General features: G+C 72.7%; 11 protein-coding genes and 1 pseudogene. 5 read left to right on the top strand and 7 right to left on the bottom strand.

From position 1 onward, the window contains the following. The first annotated feature begins 42 nt into the window (after nt 1-42). Together WQ56_RS09125 and WQ56_RS09130 are read left to right on the top strand one after the other, a co-directional pair. Nucleotides 43-1857 carry an autotransporter assembly complex family protein gene (locus WQ56_RS09125; RefSeq protein ID WP_082132310.1) on the top strand — a complete coding sequence of 605 codons (1815 nt, stop codon included), beginning with the start codon at nt 43-45 and terminating at the stop codon, nt 1855-1857. Between the two features lies 1 nt (nt 1858). Continuing rightward, nucleotides 1859-5803, top strand: a complete 3945-nt coding sequence (locus tag WQ56_RS09130; RefSeq protein ID WP_052772938.1) for a translocation/assembly module TamB domain-containing protein — start codon at nt 1859-1861, stop codon at nt 5801-5803. A gap of 153 nt (nt 5804-5956) precedes the next feature. Here the strand turns inward: WQ56_RS09130 and WQ56_RS09135 are convergent, their stop codons facing one another. Next, nucleotides 5957-7273 (bottom strand): sialidase family protein, encoded by a 1317-nt coding sequence (locus WQ56_RS09135; RefSeq protein ID WP_047136779.1) that lies wholly within the window; start codon nt 7271-7273, stop codon nt 5957-5959. 74 nt (nt 7274-7347) lie between these two features. Here WQ56_RS09135 and WQ56_RS17730 point away from each other — a divergent pair, with 74 nt between their 5' ends. From WQ56_RS17730 to WQ56_RS19305, 3 genes and pseudogenes are all read left to right on the top strand, one after another. Beyond that, the gene (locus WQ56_RS17730; RefSeq protein WP_052772939.1) at nt 7348-7698 is read left to right on the top strand and encodes a DUF2007 domain-containing protein; all 351 of its coding nucleotides are present in this window, start codon (nt 7348-7350) and stop codon (nt 7696-7698) included. Between the two features lie 103 nt (nt 7699-7801). Then, nucleotides 7802-10150: a Tex family protein gene (locus tag WQ56_RS09145; RefSeq protein WP_047136780.1), complete on the top strand. Its 2349-nt coding sequence runs from the start codon at nt 7802-7804 to the stop codon at nt 10148-10150. A gap of 150 nt (nt 10151-10300) precedes the next feature. Continuing rightward, a pseudogene (locus tag WQ56_RS19305) lies at nt 10301-10681 on the top strand (bacteriohemerythrin); the annotation flags it as partial. A 100-nt stretch (nt 10682-10781) separates the two neighbouring features. Here WQ56_RS19305 and WQ56_RS09155 read toward each other — a convergent pair. The 6 genes from WQ56_RS09155 to WQ56_RS09180 form a co-directional block, all read right to left on the bottom strand. Further along, nucleotides 10782-13703, bottom strand: a complete 2922-nt coding sequence (locus WQ56_RS09155; protein WP_047136781.1) for a TonB-dependent receptor — start codon at nt 13701-13703, stop codon at nt 10782-10784. A 269-nt stretch (nt 13704-13972) separates the two neighbouring features. After that, a complete protein-coding gene (locus tag WQ56_RS09160) occupies nt 13973-15094 on the bottom strand; it encodes a PLP-dependent cysteine synthase family protein (RefSeq protein ID WP_047136782.1) in 1122 nt (373 codons plus the stop codon). 59 nt (nt 15095-15153) lie between these two features. After that, nucleotides 15154-15948: a sulfite exporter TauE/SafE family protein gene (locus WQ56_RS09165; protein ID WP_231583390.1), complete on the bottom strand. Its 795-nt coding sequence runs from the start codon at nt 15946-15948 to the stop codon at nt 15154-15156. A gap of 61 nt (nt 15949-16009) precedes the next feature. Then, on the bottom strand, nt 16010-17491 hold the full coding sequence (locus WQ56_RS09170; RefSeq protein WP_052772940.1) for an alginate export family protein: 1482 nt from the start codon (nt 17489-17491) through the stop codon (nt 16010-16012). 12 nt (nt 17492-17503) lie between these two features. After that, entirely contained in the window at nt 17504-18910 is a 1407-nt protein-coding gene (locus WQ56_RS09175) for a UbiD family decarboxylase (RefSeq protein ID WP_047136784.1), read from the bottom strand. A gap of 94 nt (nt 18911-19004) precedes the next feature. Continuing rightward, the gene (locus WQ56_RS09180) at nt 19005-20348 is read right to left on the bottom strand and encodes an MFS transporter (protein WP_082132311.1); all 1344 of its coding nucleotides are present in this window, start codon (nt 20346-20348) and stop codon (nt 19005-19007) included. Nucleotides 20349-20466 lie beyond the last annotated feature (118 nt).

Raw genomic sequence — 20466 nt, forward strand, 5'->3', positions numbered from 1 at the left:
CGCGTTAATCGACTCTTGACGCGCACCGGGTATCCTCGCCGGATGCCCCGCATCCCGTTGTGCCTCGCCGCCGCCGTCCTCGTGTTCTCGTCGGCCGCGGCGCAGGCCGCACGCGTCGATCGCGTGGAGATCTCCGGCCTCGACGAGGAGATGACCGAGAACGTGCGCGTGTCGCTGGCGCTGCACGACGCGATCGGCAAGGAGGTCTCCGGGCGCCGCCTGGGCTACCTGATCCGAGAGGCCGAGAACCAGACGCGCAAGGCGCTCGAGCCGTTCGGCTACTACTCGCCCAGCATCGACGTGCAGCGCGATCGCGAGGACGGCGCGGTCGCGGTGCGCATCGTCGTCGATCCGGGCCAGCCGGTGCGCGTGCGCAACCGCGACATCGCGATCATCGGCGCCGGCGGCCAGGACCGCTACCTGGCGCGCGACCTGGCGAACTTCGTGCCCGGCGAGGGCGGCGTGTTCCACCACCCCGACTACGACGGCAGCCGCAACCGGCTCAGCCGCCGCCTGGCCGAGCGCGGCTACTTCGACGCCGAATTCGCATCGCGCCGGGTCGAGATCACGCGCGCCGATCACGCCGCCGACATCGACCTGGTGTGGACCAGCGGCGAGCGCTACAACATGGGCCCGACGACGTTCTCGCAGTCGCCCGAGCGCGTGGTCAACGACGAGCTGCTCGAGCGGCTCGTCTACTGGGACGAGGGCAGCTACTACCACCAGGGCCGCCTCGACCGCCTGCGTACGTCGCTGACGCGGCTCGACTACTTCTCGACGATCGACATCGAGCCGATGGTCGAGGACGCGAACGCCGAGCGCGAGGTGCCGATCCAGGTCTCGCTGACTCCGGCCAAGCGCAGCATCTACACCTCGGGCCTGAGCTACGGCACCGACAGCGGCGCGGGCATCCGGCTCGGCGTCGAGCGCCGCTACGTCAACATGCGCGGCCACAAGGCGCTGGCGCAGATCGACTACGCGCAGCGTCGCAAGACGCTGACCGTGCAGTACCGCGTGCCCGCGTTCGCCTGGCTCGACGGCTGGTACACCGCCAGCCTGCAGGCCGCCGACGAGCAGACCGACTACGTCGACACCCGCCGCGTGGAACTGGTCGGCAGCCGCAGCGGCCAGTACAACGAGCGCCTGAACCTGGTCGCCTCGATGCACCTGCTGCGCGAGCGCTGGGCGTACGCACCCGAGGAGGATCCCGACAACCCGGTCGATCCGGGCGACGAGTTCGCCGGCGCGCTGTACCGCTATGCGACGTTCGCCTATCCCTCGCTGCGCGCCGAGTACATCGACGTCGACGACCGGCTGTTCCCCACCGCCGGCATCGGCGGCTCGATGACGCTGCGCGGCGGCGTCGAGGGCGCGGCCTCGGATGCGACGTTCGCGCAGCTGCACGCGCGCGCGAGCTGGTTCCGCGGCATCGGCGATTCGAGCCGGCTGATCGTGCGTGGCGAGCTCGGCCACACCTTCACCGACGCGCTGGTCGCGATGCCGCCGAGCCTGCGCTTCTACGCCGGCGGCGACCGCAGCATCCGAGGCTACGACTGGCGCGAGGTCGGCCCGCGCATCCCCGCGCGCGATGGCCGCAAGGCCTACGCGCTGGGCGCCAAGAACGTGGTCACCGCCAGCGTCGAGTTCGAGCGCTACTTCACCCAGACCATCGGTGCGGCGGTGTTCGTCGACAGCGGCGACGCGTTCGACGGCACCTCGCCGGACTGGCGCACCGGCGTGGGCATCGGCGCACGCTACAAGTCGCCGGTCGGCCCGCTCAAGCTCGACATCGCCCGCGGTCTCGACGATCCCGATTCCTCGTTCACCATCGGCCTGAGCATCGGCGCGGAGTTCTGAGATGGCTTTCCGGCGTCACCGCCTGCCCAACGACCTGAGTCCCGAGGAACGCGAGGCGCGCATCGCCGAACTGCGCGCGCGGCGGCGCGCCCGCGTGCGCAAGCTCGCGATCCGCAGCGCGATCGGCCTGGTCGCGCTCGCGATCGTGGTGATCGTGGGCGTGTGGTGGCTGCTGACGACCTTCGGCGGCCGCGACTTCCTGCTCGGCCAGATCGCCGCGCGCCTGCCGGCCGGCACCGAACTGACCTGGCGCGCCGCCGAAGGCCCCGCGTCGGGCCCGCTGACCATGTACGACGTGCGCTACGTGCAGCGCAGCTGCCCGGACGTCGAGGAGCAGCCGGTGCCCTACGGCGAATGCGACGAGCCGCGCGTGCTGACGTTCGCCGCCGAGCGGGTCACGATCGACCCGGCGCTGATGCCGCTGGTCGGCCGGCGCCTGCGCCTGGACGTGCTCGACGTCGACAACGCGGTGCTCGAACTGCCGGCGCCGGTCGACACGCCGTTCGAGCTGCCGCGCTGGCCCGACTCGCTGCCGCGCATCGACCTGCCGCTGTCGCTGCAGGCCGACACGATCCGCGTCGACGGCTTCCGCGTGGTCCGCACGGGCGAGCCGGTGATCGATGTGCGCACGCTGCGCGGTGGGCTCGACGCGCAGCAGGGCGAGTTGCGGCTGACCGGCATCGTCGTCGACAGCGACCGCGGCCGCTTCGCCGCCGACGGCGTCTATGCGCCCGACGACGACTACCGCATGGACCTGACCGCCAGCGCGCTGATGCCGGCCCCGCCGGGACGCACGCGCCCGCGCATCGGCCTGGTCGCGCGCGGCGACCTCGCGCACCTGGACATCGCCTTGGTCGGCCACGCGCCGGCGCCGCTGCGCGCGCTGGTCACGCTGCGCGGCCGCGACGATCCGGGCTGGGCGCTGCGCGCCGACACCACGCGGCTCGATCCATCGCTGCTGGCCGGCAGCGGCGAACCCGGCACACCGCTGGCGTTCGACCTGCGCGCCGACGGCACCGGCGGCGCGGCAACGCTGCAGGGCAGGGTCGCGATCGGCGAGCCCGATGCCGCGCCGCTGGCGATCGTGCTGCAGCCCTCGAAGCTCCGGCTGGAGGACCAGCGCCTGGACGTCGAGCGGCTGGTCGTCGACGCCTTCGACGGTCGCCTGACGCTGCGCGGCCATGCCGATGTCGCCGAGCCCGGCAACGTGCGCTTCCGCTTCGCGGTCAACGCCCGCGGCGTGCAGTTCGGCGCCGACCCCGACGCCGCCGAGCCCGCCCCGCCGATCGTCGCCGATGCCGACCTGGGCATCGCCGGCAGCACGGCGGCCTGGGCCGCGGTCGGCAAGGCCGGGATCGCGCGCGACGGGCTGCGCGCGACCGTCGATTTCGACGGCCGCGGCGACGCCCAGCGCATGCGCCTGCACACCGCGCGCGTGGAGATGCCGACCGGCACGCTCGACGCCACCGGCGAGCTGGCCTGGGCACCGGCCCTGCAGTGGAACATCGCCGCGACGCTGGCCGGCTTCGATCCGGGCTACTTCGCCCGCGACTGGAAGGGCGCGATCGACGGTCGGTTCGCGACGACCGGCAGCACGCGCGACGACGGCGGCCTCGAAGTGGCCGTCGACGCCGACCGCCTCGGCGGCACGCTGCGCGGACGCCGGCTCGATGGCCGCGCGACGTTCGCGATGCACGGCCCGGCCCGCGACGCGGGCGAGGCCGGCCGCAGCGATTTCGAGGGCGAGGTCGCGCTGTCGCTCGGTGGCAGCCGCGTCGATGCGCGCGCCGCCGTCACCGACACGCCCGACATCGACGCCGAGCTCGCGCCGCTGCAACTGGCTGACTTCGTGCCGCAGGGCGACGGCACGCTGCGCGGCACGCTGCGCGTCACCGGCCCGCGCACCGCGCCGGACATCGCTGCCGATCTGACCGGCAGCGCGCTGCGCTTCGGCGACTACGCCGCGGCCAGCGCGCGCATCGACGGCCGGCTGCCGTGGCGCGGCAACGCCGGCGCACTGGACGTCTCGGCCACCGGCGTGCAGGCCGGCGTCGCGCTGGACGCGGTGCAGGTGTCGGCGCGCGGCGCGATCACCACGCTGCAGCTCCAGGCCGACGCCCGCGGCGAGATCGGCACGCTGGCGCTGTCGGGCGAGGCCGCCCAGCGCAACGGCGGCTGGCAGGGCACGCTGGCCACGCTGCGCCTGGCGCCGGCGACCGGCGCGAGCTGGTCGCTGCAGGCCCCCGCGCGGTTCGCCCAGGCCGGCACGCGCCTCACGCTGTCGGAGAGTTGCTTCGCCTCCAGCGGCGGCGGTTCGCTGTGCGCCAGTGCCGACTGGCCGCGCCAGGGCGTGTCGATCACCGGCACCGGGCTGCCACTGTCGCTGGCCACGCCCTACCTGCCCGAGCAGGACGGCGGCCGGCCGTTCTCGCTGCGCGGCGAGATCGCGCTCGAGGGCAGCGCGCGCCCGGTCGGCAACGGCTTTTCCGGCAGCGCGAGCGTGCGCTCGGCGAGCGGCGGCGTGCGCACGTCGGAGCGCGCGCGCAACGAGGTCGTCAACTACGAGGACCTGCGCCTGGACGCGCAGTTCGACGCCAACCGCGTCCACGCCACACTCGCGACGACGCTCAACGAGGTCGGCCGCGTGCAGGCCGAGGTCACCAACGGCTGGGACGACTACGCGCCGCTGTCGGGCTCGCTGGTCGCCAACATCGAGGACCTGACGTTCGTCGAACTGTTCTCGCCCGACATCGTCGAGCCGGTCGGCCGGCTGACCGCCGACATCACCGTCGGCGGCACACGCGCGCAGCCCACGCTCGGCGGCCAGGCGCGGCTCAGCGGCTTCTCGACGGAACTGCCGTCACTGGCGATCGCGCTCGAGGACGGCGACGTCGCGCTCGACGCGCTCCCCGACGGCACCGCGCGCATCGCCGGCAGCGTGCGCTCGGGCGGCGGCACGCTGAACATCGACGGCTCGCTGGGCTGGCGCGGCGACGGCACACCGCTGCTGGTCAACGTCCGCGGCACCGACGTGCTGGTGTCGGACACCAGCGACCTGCGCGTCGTCGCCGATCCCGACATCAGCGTGCGCTACGCCGCCACGCAGCCGCTCAACGTCACCGGCAAGGTCGTGGTCTCCAGCGCGCTGCTCGATCTCGAACGGCTCAGCGAGGGCGTCTCGACCTCGCCCGACGTCGTCGTGCTCGACCCGGTCGATCCCGACGTCACCGCCGCCTCGCAGCTCGAGCTGGACCTGACGCTGGCGATGGGCGAGGACGTGCGGCTGCGCGGCTTCGGCTTCGACGGCAAGCTCGGCGGCAACCTGCGCGTGCGCGCGGTGCCCGGACGCGAGATGACCGGCAGCGGCCGGCTCGAGGTCGGCGGCAAGTACAAAGCCTACGGGCAGGAACTGCAGGTCACGCGCGGCAACCTGGTCTTCAACAACGGCCCGGTATCCGACCCGATCCTCGACGTGCGCGCCGAGCGCCGGATCGAGGCCGAGGACATCACCGCCGGTGTCGACGTCACCGGGCGCGCATCGGCGCCGCAGGTCGATGTGTGGACCGACCCGGCCAGCGACAACTCGCAGGCGCTGTCCTACCTCGCGCTGGGCCGCTCGGCCTCGAGCCTGACCAGCGCCGAGGGCCAGCAGATCGACGCCGCCGCGGCCGCGCTCAATGCCGGCGGCAGCCTGATCGCCTCGCAGATCGGCAGCCGCATCGGCCTGGACGAGGCCGGCATCAGCCAGTCGCGCGCGCTGGGCGGCAGCGTGCTGGGCGTGGGCAAGCAGCTTTCGCCGCGCCTGTACGTCGGCTTCGGCGTCTCCCTGCTCGGCACCGGCCAGGTGCTGACGCTCAAGTACCTGCTGACCCGCGGGTTCGACGTCGAGATCGAGTCGAGCACGCTGGAGAACCGCGGCTCGGTGAACTGGCGGCACGAGCGCTGAGGCGCCGTGCCCGTGCCGGGCATCGCACGGTCGGCGCGGCACGGGCCGCGAGGCCTGCATGGCGCGCGTCACCGCACCGCGGAGGGGCCCGCCTGACCGATGCGGCGGCTCCCTGAGCGCTCCTGTCGCGGCGCCGGAGCGTCGGGCCTCCGATCAGCGCGCCATCCGCGCGCCCTGCAGCTGCGGGGCGCCGTCGACGACGTCGGTCCAGACCACGTAGGCCTGTCCGCCGAGCACCTGCAGCTGCGGGAAGCCGGTCGCGCGACCGCGGCCCTGCAGGCGGGCGAGCTCGATGCGCTCGTATTCGGTCGCCAGGTCCGGACTGCGGCGCGAGAGCCACAGCGTCTGGCCGCCGGCGTCGTCCTCGCGCAGCCACACCGCCCAGGCCTGCGCGTCGTCGAGCGCCACGGCCACGCGGCCCTGCACCGCCGGTCCGCTGTCGAGCACGACGGGGGCCGCGAACGCGTCGCCGGCATCGTCGCTGCGCGCCAGCTGCACGCGCGGCGTGTCGTCGGCGGCGGTGTACCAGCCCACGAGCACCGCCTCGCCCTGCGCGGCGACCGACGGGCCGTTCACCGGGCAGGCAGGCATCGTCCAGTCGTCGGCGTGCACGCGCGCGGGCGTGCGCCAGGCGCCGTTCTCGAAGCGCGTGAGCAGGATGTCGCGCACCTCGGCATCGGTGCGGCCGCGATACACGACGACAGGGCCGCGCCCGGTGGCCGCGGCCGCGGTCTGGCAGCAGTCGCAGACGCTGGCGTCGATCTCGTGCTCGACCGTGCGCTGCAGGTTCGCGTCGAACACCGCGGCGCGCAGCGTCATCGGCGCGCCATTGCCGTGCCCGCCCGCGTCGTCGCTCTCGGCGACGTGTGCGCCGCCGGTGTTGCGGCCGTCGAGCCACGCCATGCCCAGGCCGCCGCCCTGCGCCCACATCGACACGAAACCGTGCTCGGTGGCGGTGCCGTCGTCGTGTGCGGGCACCGGCGCGCTCCAGTTGGCGCCGCCGTCGCGCGAGCGCGCGAGCACCACGTCGTAGGCGTGCGGCGCATCGCCGCCCTTCTGCAGCCAGTGCGCCCACAGCGCGCCGTCGGGCGTGGGCAGCACGTGCGGCGTGTCGGCCCAGTTGACGACCATGCGGTTGCCGATCGCGATCGTGGTCGGCGCGTTGCGCCAGCGCTGCGCGGCCGGGTCGAAGCGCGAGTACTGGAACGCGTGCCGGCGTCCCTGCCGCGAGTTGATCCAGCTCAGCACCAGCAGGCCATCGGGTCCGGCGACGAGATCGGGCGCGCTCGAGCCGGGGCCCGTCGCCGGCAGCGCCCAGTCCAGGCGCTGGCTCGGCGACTCGACCGAGGCCGCGGGCGCGGATGCGGATGCGGCCGGCGGCGCGTCCTGTCCGCCGCATCCGGCGAACGCGAGCGCGAGCGCGAGCAGGCTGGGAAGGACGATGCGCGGAGCGCGGGACGGACGGGACATGCGCGGCCTCGGCGTGAGAGCGTGTTCAGTGCGCAAGGGTACCCTGTGGCCGTGCCCGCCGCCGTCGCCGTCCGATGACCGTCATCGTCGCCCGCTACACCGATCCGCTCGAAGCGCAGCTCGTCTGCGGCCGCCTGCAGGCCGAAGGCATCGACGCCTTCGTTGGCGACGAACACACGGCGCTCGCGAACTGGGGATGGCGGCTGGCGATCGGCGGAGTCAAGGTGCACGTACCCGATGCCGACGCGGCGCGCGCTCGCGCGATCATTGCCGACCTCGACGCCGGCGCGTACGCGCTGGCCACCGACGATGCCTCGGCGGGTGCGCCGGTGCCGATCGACCGCGAGAGTTGGTCGAGCCGCCTGGCCTGGGTCGCGCTGGTGCTGTTCCAACTGCCTCTGCCCTGGCGCCGACGGCGGCGGTAGCGACCGGACCTGCGCGCGGCGGCCTTGTCAACGGGTTCCGCTGCCGCGACCCGGGGGCCACAATCCGCGCGCGGCGCCGCTGCCGCGACAGCTTCCGGACCCGATGTACCAGCCCGACGCCGCACTCGCCCGCAGGATCGCCGAGACCATCGCCGCCGAGATCGGCGCCCAGCCCGCCCAGGCGACCAGCGCGATCGCGCTGCTCGACGAAGGCGCGACCGTGCCGTTCATCGCGCGCTACCGCAAGGAGGTCACCGGCGGCCTGGACGACACCCAGCTGCGCAACCTGGAGGTCCGGCTGGGCTACCTGCGCGAGCTCGAGGAGCGGCGCGCCGCGATCCTGGCGAGCATCGACGAGCAGGGCAAGCTCACGCCCGAGCTGCGCGGCGACATCGAGGCGGCCGACAGCAAGGCGCGGCTCGAGGATCTGTACCTGCCCTACAAGCCCAAGCGCCGCACGCGTGCGCAGATCGCGCGCGAGGCCGGGCTCGAACCGCTGGCCGACGGCCTGCTGGCCGACCCCACGCAGGTGCCCGAGGACGTCGCCGCCGGCTTCGTCGATGCCGAGAAGGGCGTGGCCGACGTCAAGGCGGCGCTCGAGGGCGCGCGCGCGATCCTGATCGAGCGCTGGGGCGAGGACGCGGCGCTGATCGGCGAGCTGCGCGAGTGGCTCGACGCGAACGGCGTGATCCGCGCGAAGGTCGTCGAGGGCAAGGAAGCGGCCGGCGAGAAGTTCCGCGACTACTTCGACCACGCCGAACCGCTGGCGAAGATCCCCTCGCACCGCCTGCTGGCGTTGCTGCGCGGCCGGCGCGAGGAATTCCTGACGCTCGAGCTCGACCCGGGCAACGATGCCGAGCAGGGCAACGCCTACGCCGAGGGCCGCATCGCGCTGCATGCCGGCATCGCCGAGCGCGGCCGCCCTGCCGACACCTGGCTGCGCAACGCCTGCCGCCTGGCCTGGCGCGCGAAGATCCACCTGCACCTGATGATCGACCTGCTGGGCAAGGCCCGCGAGAAGGCCGAGGGCCAGGCGATCGAGGTCTTCGGCGACAACCTCAAGGACCTGCTGCTGGCCGCGCCGGCGGGCCCCAAGACCGTGCTCGGGCTGGATCCGGGCATCCGCACCGGCTGCAAGATCGCGGTCGTCGATGCGACCGGCAAGCTGGTCGCCACCGAGACGATCTACCCGCACGAGCCGCGCCGGCAGTGGGACCAGTCGCTGCACGTGCTGCAGGCGCTGTGCGCGCGGCACGGCGTGCAGCTGGTCGCGATCGGCAACGGCACCGCCTCGCGCGAGACCGACCGCCTGGTCGCCGATCTGATCAAGCGCGTGCCCGAACTCAAGCTGCAGAAGATCGTCGTCAGCGAGGCCGGCGCGTCGGTGTACTCGGCCTCCGAGACCGCCGCGCGCGAGTTCCCGCAGCTCGACGTGTCGCTGCGCGGCGCGGTCTCGATCGCGCGGCGCCTGCAGGACCCGCTGGCCGAGCTGGTGAAGATCGAGCCCAAGGCGATCGGCGTTGGCCAGTACCAGCACGACGTCGACCAGTACCGGCTGGCGCGCGCGCTCGATGCCAAGGTCGAGGACTGCGTCAACGCGGTCGGCGTGTTCGTCAACACCGCGTCCAGCGCGCTGCTGGCGCGCGTGTCGGGGCTGTCGGCCGGAGTCGCCGAGAACATCGTCGTGCACCGCGACGCCAACGGGCCGTTCAAGCGCCGCCGCGACCTGCTCAAGGTGCCGCGCCTGGGCGAGAAGACCTTCGAGCAGTGCGCGGGCTTTCTGCGCATCGCCGACGGCGACGAGCCGCTCGACGCCTCGTCGGTGCACCCCGAGGCGTATCCGGTGGTCGAACGCATCGTCGCGGCCACAGGCCGCCCGGTCGCCTCGCTGATCGGCGACGGTGGCTTCGTGCGCGGGCTCAAGCCCGCGCAGTTCACCGACGCGCGCTTCGGCGAGCCCACGGTGCGCGACATCCTCAAGGAGCTGGAGAAGCCCGGCCGCGACCCGCGCCCGGAGTTCAAGGCCGCGCAGTTCGCCGAGGGCGTGGAGGACATCAAGGACCTGCGCGAGGGCATGATCCTCGAAGGCGTGGTCAGCAACGTCGCCGCGTTCGGTGCGTTCGTCGACATCGGCGTGCACCAGGACGGCCTGGTGCACATCTCGGCGCTGTCGGACACCTTCGTCAAGGACCCGCGCGACGTGGTCAAGGCCGGCGACATCGTCAAGGTCAAGGTGCTGGAGGTCGACGTGGCGCGCAAGCGCATCGCACTGACCCGGCGCCTGGACGATACCCCCGCACCGCGCGAGGCGCGGGGCCAGCGCGAGGCCGCGCAGCGTGATCCGCGCGGGCCCGGCCGCGGCGGCCGCCCGGGTGGCGGCGCGCCCAAGCCGAGCGCGCCGCCGGCCAACAACGCGCTCGCCGACGCGTTCGCACGCGCGCGCCGCAGCTGATCGATCGCGCCCGGCCACGGCCGGGCACCGGCGGAGCGCCCAGCACGACGTGGCGCGCGTCATTGCGCCCGATCAACGCCCGCACCCGGTTCGCCGCCCAAGATGCCGCGCAACAGGGACGACGCGGCGCGGACGACGATCTAGGTCGCAATGTGGCAGGACGAGCTGGACATGGGCATCGACGACATCGATGGCCAGCACCGGCGGATCGTCGACATGGTCAACCAGCTCGAGTTCGCGCGGCACGGCCACGCCCGCGAGGCGGTCGACGAGGTATCGACGAACTGGTCGACTACACGCTCTCGCACTTCGCGTTCGAGGCAGCGCTGATCGAGGAGGCGGGCTATCCGTTCAGCGCCGCCCACCGGCGGGTGCACGAGCTGTTCGCGCGGCGCGTGCAGGACTACCGGCTGCGCTTCCAGCGCCGGCGAGGAGATCCTCGACGAGTTGCGCACGATGCTCGCACGCTGGCTGTTCAACCACATCCGCAGCGACGACAAGGCCTATTCGGACACCGTCAAGCGGCATCTCACCGGCTTCGCCGCCATGCGCGACGGGACGGCTGGCTGCGCAGCGGTTCTTCCGCTGACGCGCGCCGGGCATCGCACCCGGCGGCGCGCCCCGGCCCTGCTCAGAAATCCACGCCCAGCCGCGCGTAGACGAAGCGTCCCGGCAGGTCGTAGGTCGAGGCGTCGTAGCCGTTGAGGCTGCAGCTCAGGCACACCGGCGGGGCCTTGCCGGTGAGGTTGTTGACGCCAACGCTCACGCGCGTGCCTTCGAGCCAGGCGGCGCTGCGCCACGACAGCTGCAGGTCGTGGTAGGTCGTCGAACCGAGCGTGTTGAGGTCGTTGGCGCTGTCGCGGCAGATCGGGAAGCCGATCGCGCCGCCGCACGATTCGACCAGCCGGTCGATGTAGCGCAGCGTCCACGCCAGCGACCAGGGGCCGCGCGTCCAATCGGTGACCAGGGTGCCGGTCCACTCGGGGATCGCGCTGTCGTTGACCTCCACGCCGGGACGGCGCGGTTCGGCCTCGCCCGATTCGTTGACCAGCTCGTAGCGGCCGACCCAGGTCGCCCTGGCGTCGAAGCGCAGGCGGCCCCAGTCGCGCTCGGGCAGCGTCCAGCCGGCGGAGAAGTCCCAGCCGTCGGTCTTGATCGTGCCGAGATTGGCGAGGATGTCGTCGAAGCGCACGATCTGCCCGCGGTCGCTGCGATCGTAGGACGCGCAGGCGAGCGGGTCGCGCGTGGCGATGCAGCGTTCGAGGATCGCCTGGGCGTCCGGGGCCTGGATCGCGCCGTCGATGTGGTGGCGGTAGAACGTCACGCCGAGGTCCAGGCGGTCCGACCATGCCACGCCGTCGGCGAACGACGGGCTCCACACCGCGCCGACCATCAGGCTGCGGCTGTGCTCGGGTTCGAGGTCGGCATTGCCCGAGGTCACCACCGAGATCTGCGAGTTGGTCTGCGCATAGCCCGGCGGCACGCCGTCGGCCGCGCAGGCCGGCGACGACGACGCGGCGCCCGAGCACGGATCGACCAGCGTCGCGTCGAAGCGGCTGAGCGTGCCGTAGAGCTCGCCGATCGACGGCGCTCGGAAGCCCTCGGCATAGCTCATGCGCAGCAGGAACTCGTCGGCCGGCTGCCAGCGCAGGCCGACCTTGCCGGTCGTCTCGCCGCCGAAGGTCGAGTAGTCCGAATACCGTCCGGCGATGCTCAGGTCGAGGCTGTCGCCGAACCAGGAGTCGCGCAGCAGCGGCACGTTGAACTCGGCGTAGGCCTCGTTGACGTCGTAGTCGCCCGACGTCGCGCCCGACGGCACGCCGTTGTACTCGCCGGCGATCGTGATCGGGTCGGGCGTATAGCTGCCCTCGTAGCGGCGGTGTTCGACGCCCGCGGCGAACGACAGCGCGCCGGCCGGCAGCCGCGCGATGTCGCCGGTGACGTTGGCCGAGGCCAGCGTCAGCGTGTTGCGGCTGGCGTCGCGCACCACCGGCTGGATGAAGGCCAGCATCTCCGAGGTGATCGTGCCCGGGCCGCCGAACACGTCCAGCGGCACGCAGCCGGCGATCGCCGCGCATGCGTCGGGGTCGCCCAGCGCCTCGTTGATGCGGCGCACGTTGTAGCTGCCGGTGTTGGTCTGCTCGGCGCGGCTCTGGCTGCGCACCAGGTTCACGTCCCAGTTCCAGGTGCGGTCGCCGACGCCGAACGTGCCTTCCAGGCCCGCGGCGGCGTACCAGGTCTTGACCTCCTGCGCGTAACGGCGCGGGCCGCCCTCGACCGGGCGGCGGCCGAGCAGGAACAGGTTGGCGTCCTCGCCGACCGTGGTCAGGTCGAAGCCGAACGGGTTGTAGGGATTGCGCGCCGAGATCGTCAGCCGCTCCTCGGCCCAGGGGTTGTAGACGCCGGCGTCGGTGCCGAGGAAGAACGGCTCGGGCGCGGCCTGGTTGGCCGAGGTGCGCGTGTTGTAGAGCACGCGGGTATAGCCCGACAGCTGCGGGCTGAACTCGAAGCGCACCTGGCCGAACACCGACTTGCGCTCCGACGGGGTCAGCAGCAGGTTGTTGGGGGCGAAGTTGTAGCGGTTGTCCGTGCCGAACTGGATGAAGTCGTCGATCGTGGTGCCACCCGGGAAGCTCGCACCATTTGGCAAGGTGATGTCGCAGGTCGCCGACCCGGGGATCGGCGCGCCGGCAGCATCAGTGCCCAACGGACACAGGCCGCCGTAGGTGTTGTTGCCGTCCACAGGTGCAAAGACGAAGCGTCCGCCGGGCGTGGCCGAACTGCCATTGGCCAGCCCCGTGCCCGGCACCGGCACACTGGCGTTGTCGAACTTGGTCGAAGCGATCTGCCGCTGCTTGTAGTACGACGCGCCGAAGAACCACTGGGCGCGCTCGCTGTGCCCGCCCCAGCCCAGGTCCGCGCCCCAGGTCGCGCCGCCGAGGTCGTCGTACTCGCCGTAGTGCAGGTCGAGGCTGCCGCCGTCGGCATCGCGCCGGGTGATGATGTTGACGACGCCGGCGATCGCATCGGAGCCGTAGATCGACGAGGCGCCGTCCTCGAGCACCTCGATGCGCTCGATCAGCGACAGCGGGATGGTATTGAGGTCGACGGCCGAGCCCACGCCCGAGGCCGAGGACTCGTTGACCCAGCGGATGCCGTCGACGAGCACCAGCACGCGCTTGGCGCCCAGGTGCCGCAGGTCGACCGTCGCGGCGCCGGCGCCAACGCCGCCGCCGTCGGGCGGGAAACCGAAGTTGCCGCTGGAATTGAACTTGGTGTTGAGCGCGGCGCCGCTGGCGGTGAGGTTCTGCACGATGTCGGCGACCGACGTGAACCCGCTGCGCTGGATGTCCTCGCGCGTAAGCACCTGGACGGGGACGGCCGTCTCCATCTCGGCCTTGCGGATGCGGGTACCGGTGACCTGCACGGTGTCGAGCGTCCGCGCCTGGGGCGCGGGGGCTGGCGGTTGCTGGGCGGCGGCGGCGGACGCGAGCGTGGCGAGAACGGACGACGAGACGGCGGCGGCCAGCCGGTGGCGGCGGATCGGCATCATGCGGGCTCCTGTGGCGGTGGGAACCGGCCTCCCTGCCGCCGGTCGATTCGTTGTAACGAATCCTTAACCTGACCGCACCTGGGGTTTTCCCTAGGTTGCGCCGTCGGCGATGCCGGCCCCGGGCGACGCCTCTCCACCACGGCTATCCGCGACTGGGCGACCGGGGAGCGCGTGCTGGCAGGTCCCGACGGCGTCCTTCGATGCCGTTCGCGCATCGCGACGACACCGGACCGTGGACCCGGCGCTTCGCCTGACAATGCCCGTCGCGCCTAGACGCCCCCCGGGTCGCGGATCGCGTCGGCGAGCGGCGGCAGCGCGGCGCCGGTGTCGGCGCTCGCGCGGATCGTCGCATCGGCGGCGTCCATGTCGAAGCCCTGCGCGGCGATCCAATCGGGGCTGTAGTAGCTGTGCGCGTAGCGCTCGCCGCCGTCGCACAGGATCGTGACGATCGCGCCGGTGCGCCCGGCCGCGCGCATGCCCTGCGCGACCCGCAGCACGCCGACGAAGTTGGTGCCGGTCGAGCCGCCGACGCGCCGCCCCAGCCGCGCGTTGACGTAGCGCATCGCCGCCAGGCTCAGCGCGTCGGGCACGCGGACCATCGCATCGACGCAGCCGGGGATGAAGCTGGGCTCGGCGCGCGGCCGGCCGATGCCCTCGATGCGCGAGGCCGGCGACGGTGCGAGTCCGTCGGGCGCGGGTTCGCGGCGCAGGCTGCGCGCGTAGTGGTCGAAGAACGCCGAGTGCTCGGGATCGGCGCACAGCACGCGGGTGTCGAAGCCGCGGTAGCGCGCGTAGCGGCCGATCGTCGCGCTGGTGCCCCCGGTGCCCGCGCTGCAGACGATCCACGCCGGGACCGGGTGCGCCTCCTGCGCCATCTGCTTGAAGATCGACTCTGCGATGTTGTTGTTGGCCCGCCAGTCGGTCGCGCGCTCGGCGTAGGTGAACTGGTCCATGAAGTGGCCGCCGCATTCGCGCGCCAGCTGCATCGAGGCCGCGGCGATGTCGCAGGCGTTGCGCACCAGATGGCAGCGCCCGCCCTGGAACTCGATCGCGGCGATCTTCTCCGGCGACGTCGAGGCCGGCATCACCGCGACGAACGGCAGGCCGAGCAGCCGCGCGAAGTAGGCCTCCGACACCGCGGTCGAGCCGCTGGACGCCTCGACCACGGTGCTGTCCGCCCGCAGCCAGCCGTTGGCCAGCGCGTACAGGAACAGCGAGCGCGCGAGCCGGTGCTTGAGGCTGCCGGTCGGATGGCTCGACTCGTCCTTGAAGTACACGTCGATGCCGGGAAAGCCCGGCAGGTCGAGCGGGATCAGGTGGGTGTCGGCCGAGCGGTTGAAGTCGGCCTCGATCTTGCGGATGGCCTGCGCCACCCAGTCGCGATTGGGCATGGGGCACTCGTGTGGAAACGCGCGCGGACGATCGGCCGGCGCAGCGCACAGCTTACGCCCTAGCGCAGCAGCAGGCTGCCGCCCACCAGCACCATGAAGACCGCGAACCCGCGGCGCAGCGCGACGCCGCTGATCGCGTGCGCCAAGCGCGTGCCCAGCGGCGCGGTCAGCACCGCGGCGGCGGCCACGCCGATCGTCGCCGGCAGGTAGACGTAGCCGATCGAATACGGCGGCACCGCGTCGGGCGGCGCGTGCAGCGCGAAGCCGCTGGCCGCCGACAGCCCGACGAAGATGCCGACAGCGGCCGAGGTCCCGACCGCGCGCACCGGCGCCACGCCGCGCCAGATCAGCAGCGGCACGGTCATGCTGCCGCCGCCGATGCCCACCACCGACGACACCGCGCCGATGCCCACGCCGGCCGCCGACAGGCCCGGCCCGCGCGGCACCGCGTCGGCGCCGAGGCCCGTGCGCTGGCGGCCGAAGCCCAGCTGCAGCGCGGACAGCAGGCAGTAGCCGGCCACGCAGCCGCGCAGGATCGCCTCGTCGAGCCGCACCGCGAACCGGCTGCCCAGCCAGCCACCGACCAGCAGGCCGGGCAGCATCCACGCCACCGTCGGCCACAGCACGCTGCCGCGGCGATGGTGGGCCCAGGTCGAGGCGGCCGTGGTCACGACGATGCTGGCCATGCTGCTGGCGAGCGCGACGTGCATCGCGGTGTCGGGCGCGATGCCGTGCGCGGGCAGCATCCACACCAGCACCGCGATCAGCGCCAGCCCGCCGCCGATGCCGAGCAGGCCCGCCAGCAGGCCGGCCAGCGCCCCGACCAGCGGAAACATCCATGCGCCCTCGATCACGCCCGGCACGCTCCTTCGCGTCGCAAAGCGGGCATCTTACAGGCCGGCGGCGCCCGCCCCGTCAGTAGCGGAACGTCAGCCACGTGCCCAGGAACGTCGCGTCGCCGTAACCGGCGTCCTCGAGCACCGGCCCGGCGAACAGATGCTCCACGCGCGTGGTCAGCGACCAGCGCGGCTGGAAGCGCCAGGTCGCGTTGAGCCGCAGCAGATTGCCGATGCGGCTGCCGTCGACCTGCTCGGTGCCCGCGTACGGCAGCGCGGTGCCGCTGTAGACCGCGTCGCCCTCGCGGTGCCGCCACAGCCATTCCCATTCCAGCGCGACGGTCGTGTTGGCGCTCGGCGCGAACTGGAACGTCGGCGCGACGTCGATCAGGTTGGTGCCGCCGAACCAGCCGGCGAAGCTGAAGTACGGCGAGGTGCCGAACAGGAACGAGGCGTTGCGCAGCGTGCCGCCGTCGTACGCGCCGCCACCCGACGACAGGTCGGCGTGGAAGCCGAGCTCGGGCTTCATGCCGCCGTCCGACAGCGCCCAGCGCACGCTCGAGAACAGCGCGTAGGCGCGGATGTCGCGGCCGTCGAAGTCGCCGCTCTGGTGCACCGCGACGGTGTCGAGGGTCATCGGCCCGCGCGTGCCCCACAGCCGCACGCCGAGGAAGTCGCGCTCCTCGCGCGCGGTGCGTGCGCCCCAGCGCCGGTCGTCGTCGCGCGCGCCGTACCAGAACGGCTCCAGGTACAGCCCCGACAGCGCGCCGGGCAGCCGGAAGCCGGCGACCGCGCCGCGGAAGCGCTTGCGGGACTGCGTGCCGTCGTCGAACGCTCCGGGCTGCTCGTCGACGTAGCGGTACTCGAACGCATCGATGCGCATGTCGCGGCCGATGGCCCAGGCGCGCGCGCCGTCGAGCGTGAAGTGCAGGTTGGGGTTCTCGCGCACCGACACCAGCTGGATCGGGCCGTCGCTGAAGTCCTGGCGGCCGACGCGCAGGCCGGTCTCGACGTCGCCGCGCCGCCCGGTCAGGTCGACGAAGGCCTGCTGCACCAGCGCCTCGTTGTCCAGGCTCACCGGCTCGCCGGTGTTGCGGCCCTCGACGCTGCCGTGCGCGAGCTCGCCGTAGAGACGCACATGCTCGCCCAGGTGCAGGTCGGCACCGAAGAAGCCGCGGTAGAGCCACTGCTGCTCCGACGCACCGTTGCGCAGGCCGGGGTGGTCGACCACGTTCATGCGCAGCCGCTGCTCGGTACTCAGCGACAGGTAGGTGTCGCCGCCGTCGCCGAGCGGGATGTACTTCCAGTCGTCGCCGTCGCCGGCCTTGCGGCCTTCGGCGCCGTCGGGCGACCAGTCCTCGACCCAGCGCGACATCCAGGTCTGCGGGCCGGTCCGGCCGCCCCAGCCCTGCGCGGCGAGCGGATAGCCGGCAGCGGCCGGCGGCGACGCGGCCGCGGTGGCGGCGGGCGCGGCCGGGTCGGCGACGGGCGACTGCGCCCAAGCGGGCGCGGTCGCCGCGCACGACAGCGCGAGGGCGAGCGCGGCGAAGGCGGGATGCATGCGGGCCACGGCTCAGCCCGCCACGTGCCGGCGCCACTCGGCGCCTTCGGCGAGCAATGCCGCCAGGTCCAGCCCGTCCTCGCCCGGGATGCGGATGCGCTTGTACTTCATCTCCGGCGCCGACAGCGGGATCGTCGCGTCCAGGCCCATCTTCGCGCCCACGCCCTCGACCGTCGACGGATCGAGCTTGGAGCCCTGGGCATTGCCGATCACGACCAGATCGCGGTCGGCCTGGAAGCGGGTGGACACCGCCCACTCGACCTCGCGCGGGTCGTGGATGTCGACGTCCAGGTCGCAGACCACGACGTGCTTGATGTCGTAGTGCGCGGCGAACGCGCCGAGGATGACGTTCTTGCCCTCGCCGTCCTGGCGTTTGTCGAGCTGCACGTACAGGTGATAGCGCCCCACCCCGCCGAGCGCCAGATGCACGTCGCGCACGCCCGGGAAGCTGCGCTGCAGTTCGCTCAGGATCGTCGCCTCGCGCGGGATCGCGCCCAGCAGCAGGTGTTCGAGACCGCCGCCGACGATGGTGTGGAACATCGCGCCGCGGCGGTGGGTGATCGCGTCGACCTCGATCACGTGGCGGCGCGCGCGCTCGCCGTAGTACTGCGGAAACTCGCCGAACGGGCCTTCCTCCTCGCGCTCGTCGGGCAGCAGGCGGCCTTCGATGACGATCTCCGCATCGGCCGGCACGCGCACGTCGTTGGTCGTGCACTTGACCACGTCCAGCGGCCGGCCGTGCAGCGCGCCGGCGATCTCCAGCTCGTCGTGGTCGACCGGCACGATCGCCTGCGACGACAGCAGCGTCGCCGGGTCGACGCCGATCGCGATCGCCATCTCCAGCGCCTTGCCCTGGCGCTCGGCCATGCGGTGGTAGTGGTCGGTGTGGCGCGGCAGCAGCAGCACGCCAATGCGGTTCCTGCCGCTGATCTGGCAGCGGTGGATCGCGACGTTCTGGATGCCGGTCTCGGGGCTGCGGGAAATCAGCAGGCCGGCGGTGATGTAGGCGCCGCTGTCGTGCTCGTTGTGCGTGGGGATGGGCAGTTGCGCGAGCAGGTCCACGTCGGTGTGCACGACCTCCTGCGCCGGCGCCTGCTCGACCTCGTTGAACGGGATCGGGTTCGCCGCCGCGTGCTGGAAGTGCGACAGCAGCCGGTCCTGCGGCACGCCCAGCGCCTCGGCCATCCAGCCGCGGTCCGACACCAGGCCGGAGATCACCGGGATCGCGTGCGCGCCGTCGGGCCTGGGGAAGAACGTCGCCTGGCGGCCATCGAGCTTCTTGGCGACCGCCGCGATCTGGTGCTTGAGCGCCAGCCCGTCCTGCGCCACCGCCAGTTCGCCGCGGGCGGCGAGGCGATCGAGCCAGTCGCGCAGCGACAGTGCGCCGGTGCTGCGGGGAGTGGAGTCGGAATCGGTCATGGGGCCTCCGTGAGGTCGATCGGACGCGGCCGCAGGTGCGGCCGCGCTTTCGGGTCGGGAAGACGACGCGCCCGCCGCAGCGGACGCGCCGGGGTCACAGCGCGCGGCCGCGGGTCTCGGGGATCACCAGCGCGCCCACCAGGTAGATCACCGCCAGCCCGGCGCTGAACAGCGCGAGCACGGTCGGGATCTGCGCCGGGGTGTCGCTGAGCAGCGACACGAAGGTCGGCATGGTGCCGCCGAGCGCGAAGCCGATGTTCCACGACAGTCCGGTGCCGCTGGCGCGCAGTTCGGTCGCGAACCGCTCGTTGAGGAAGATCAGGATCGGCGCGATGACCGCGCCGGCGACCAGCGCGACGCCGACCGCGTACCAGGTGATCGCGGCCAGCGAATCGGTCGCCGCCATGCCGTGGTACATCAGCGGCAGGCCGACCAGCGCCAGCACCCCGCCGAGCGCGAACACCGGCTTGCGGCCCATCAGGTCCGACAGCCAGCCGAACAGCAGCGAGCTGACGATCGTCGCCAGCGAGCCGTACATCAGGATCCGCGAGGTCTCGCCGTGCGGCACCTCGGCCACGAGGTTGAGCAGCGTCGGCAGGTAGCCGGAGGCGATGTAGTACGTCGCGCCGCCGCCGAAGGTGATCAGCAGGTTCACGCCCATCACCCTGCGGTACTCGGGCCCGAACAGACGGCGCAGCGGCGAGGCGACCGGCGCCGCCTTGCCCGCGGCCTTGGCGGCCTGCAGCTTCTGCCAGACCGGCGTCTCCTCCAGGTACTTGAACATCACCAGGCCGAACACGGTGCTGATCAGGCCGCAGAAGAACATGAAGCGCCAGCCCCAGACGTCGAACTGCTCGTCGGGGAACACGCCCGAGAGCACGAAGTACGCGAACGAGGCCAGCAGCGCGCCCAGGCCCGCACCCGCGCCGCCGACCATGCCCGACATCAGCCCGCGGTAGCGCGCCGGGATCGACTCGGTGCCGATGGTGTGGGTCGAGGCGACGATGCCGCCGACGAAGATGCCCTGGATCACGCGCAGCACCAGGAACAGGACCGGTGCGAGCACGCCGACCTGCACGATCGTGGGCAGCGCGCCGAACGCGGCGGTCGCCAGGCCGACGCCGACCATCGCCACCATCAGCGCGCGGCGGCGGCCGTGTTTGTCGGCGTAGACGCCGAAGACCGCCGAGCCCAGCGGGCGCACCAGCAGCGCGACCGCGAACGAGGCGTAGACCGCAGCCAGCGACAGCGTCGGCGAGGAGGACGGGAAGAACAGCCGCGCGACGATCGGCGCGACGTAGAGCAGGATGAACAGGTCGAACAGGTCCAGCGCCCACCCGAAGGTCGATGCGAAGGCGGCCAGCAGGATCTTGCGCGGCGGGATCGGCGCGTCCTCTCGCGCCGGCGCATCGGCCGGCGACGTCGTGCTCTCGGTCATTTTCCCCTCCACGGGAACGGATGATCGTTCGGGTTGTCGCCGCGCGGCCGTGCACGGATGCCGGGCATCCGCAGGGCCGGTCCCGGCGTCGCGCACGGAAGGCGGGGCGACGTCGCGT

The organism is Luteimonas sp. FCS-9, from assembly GCF_001014645.1.
GTDB lineage: Bacteria > Pseudomonadota > Gammaproteobacteria > Xanthomonadales > Xanthomonadaceae > Luteimonas.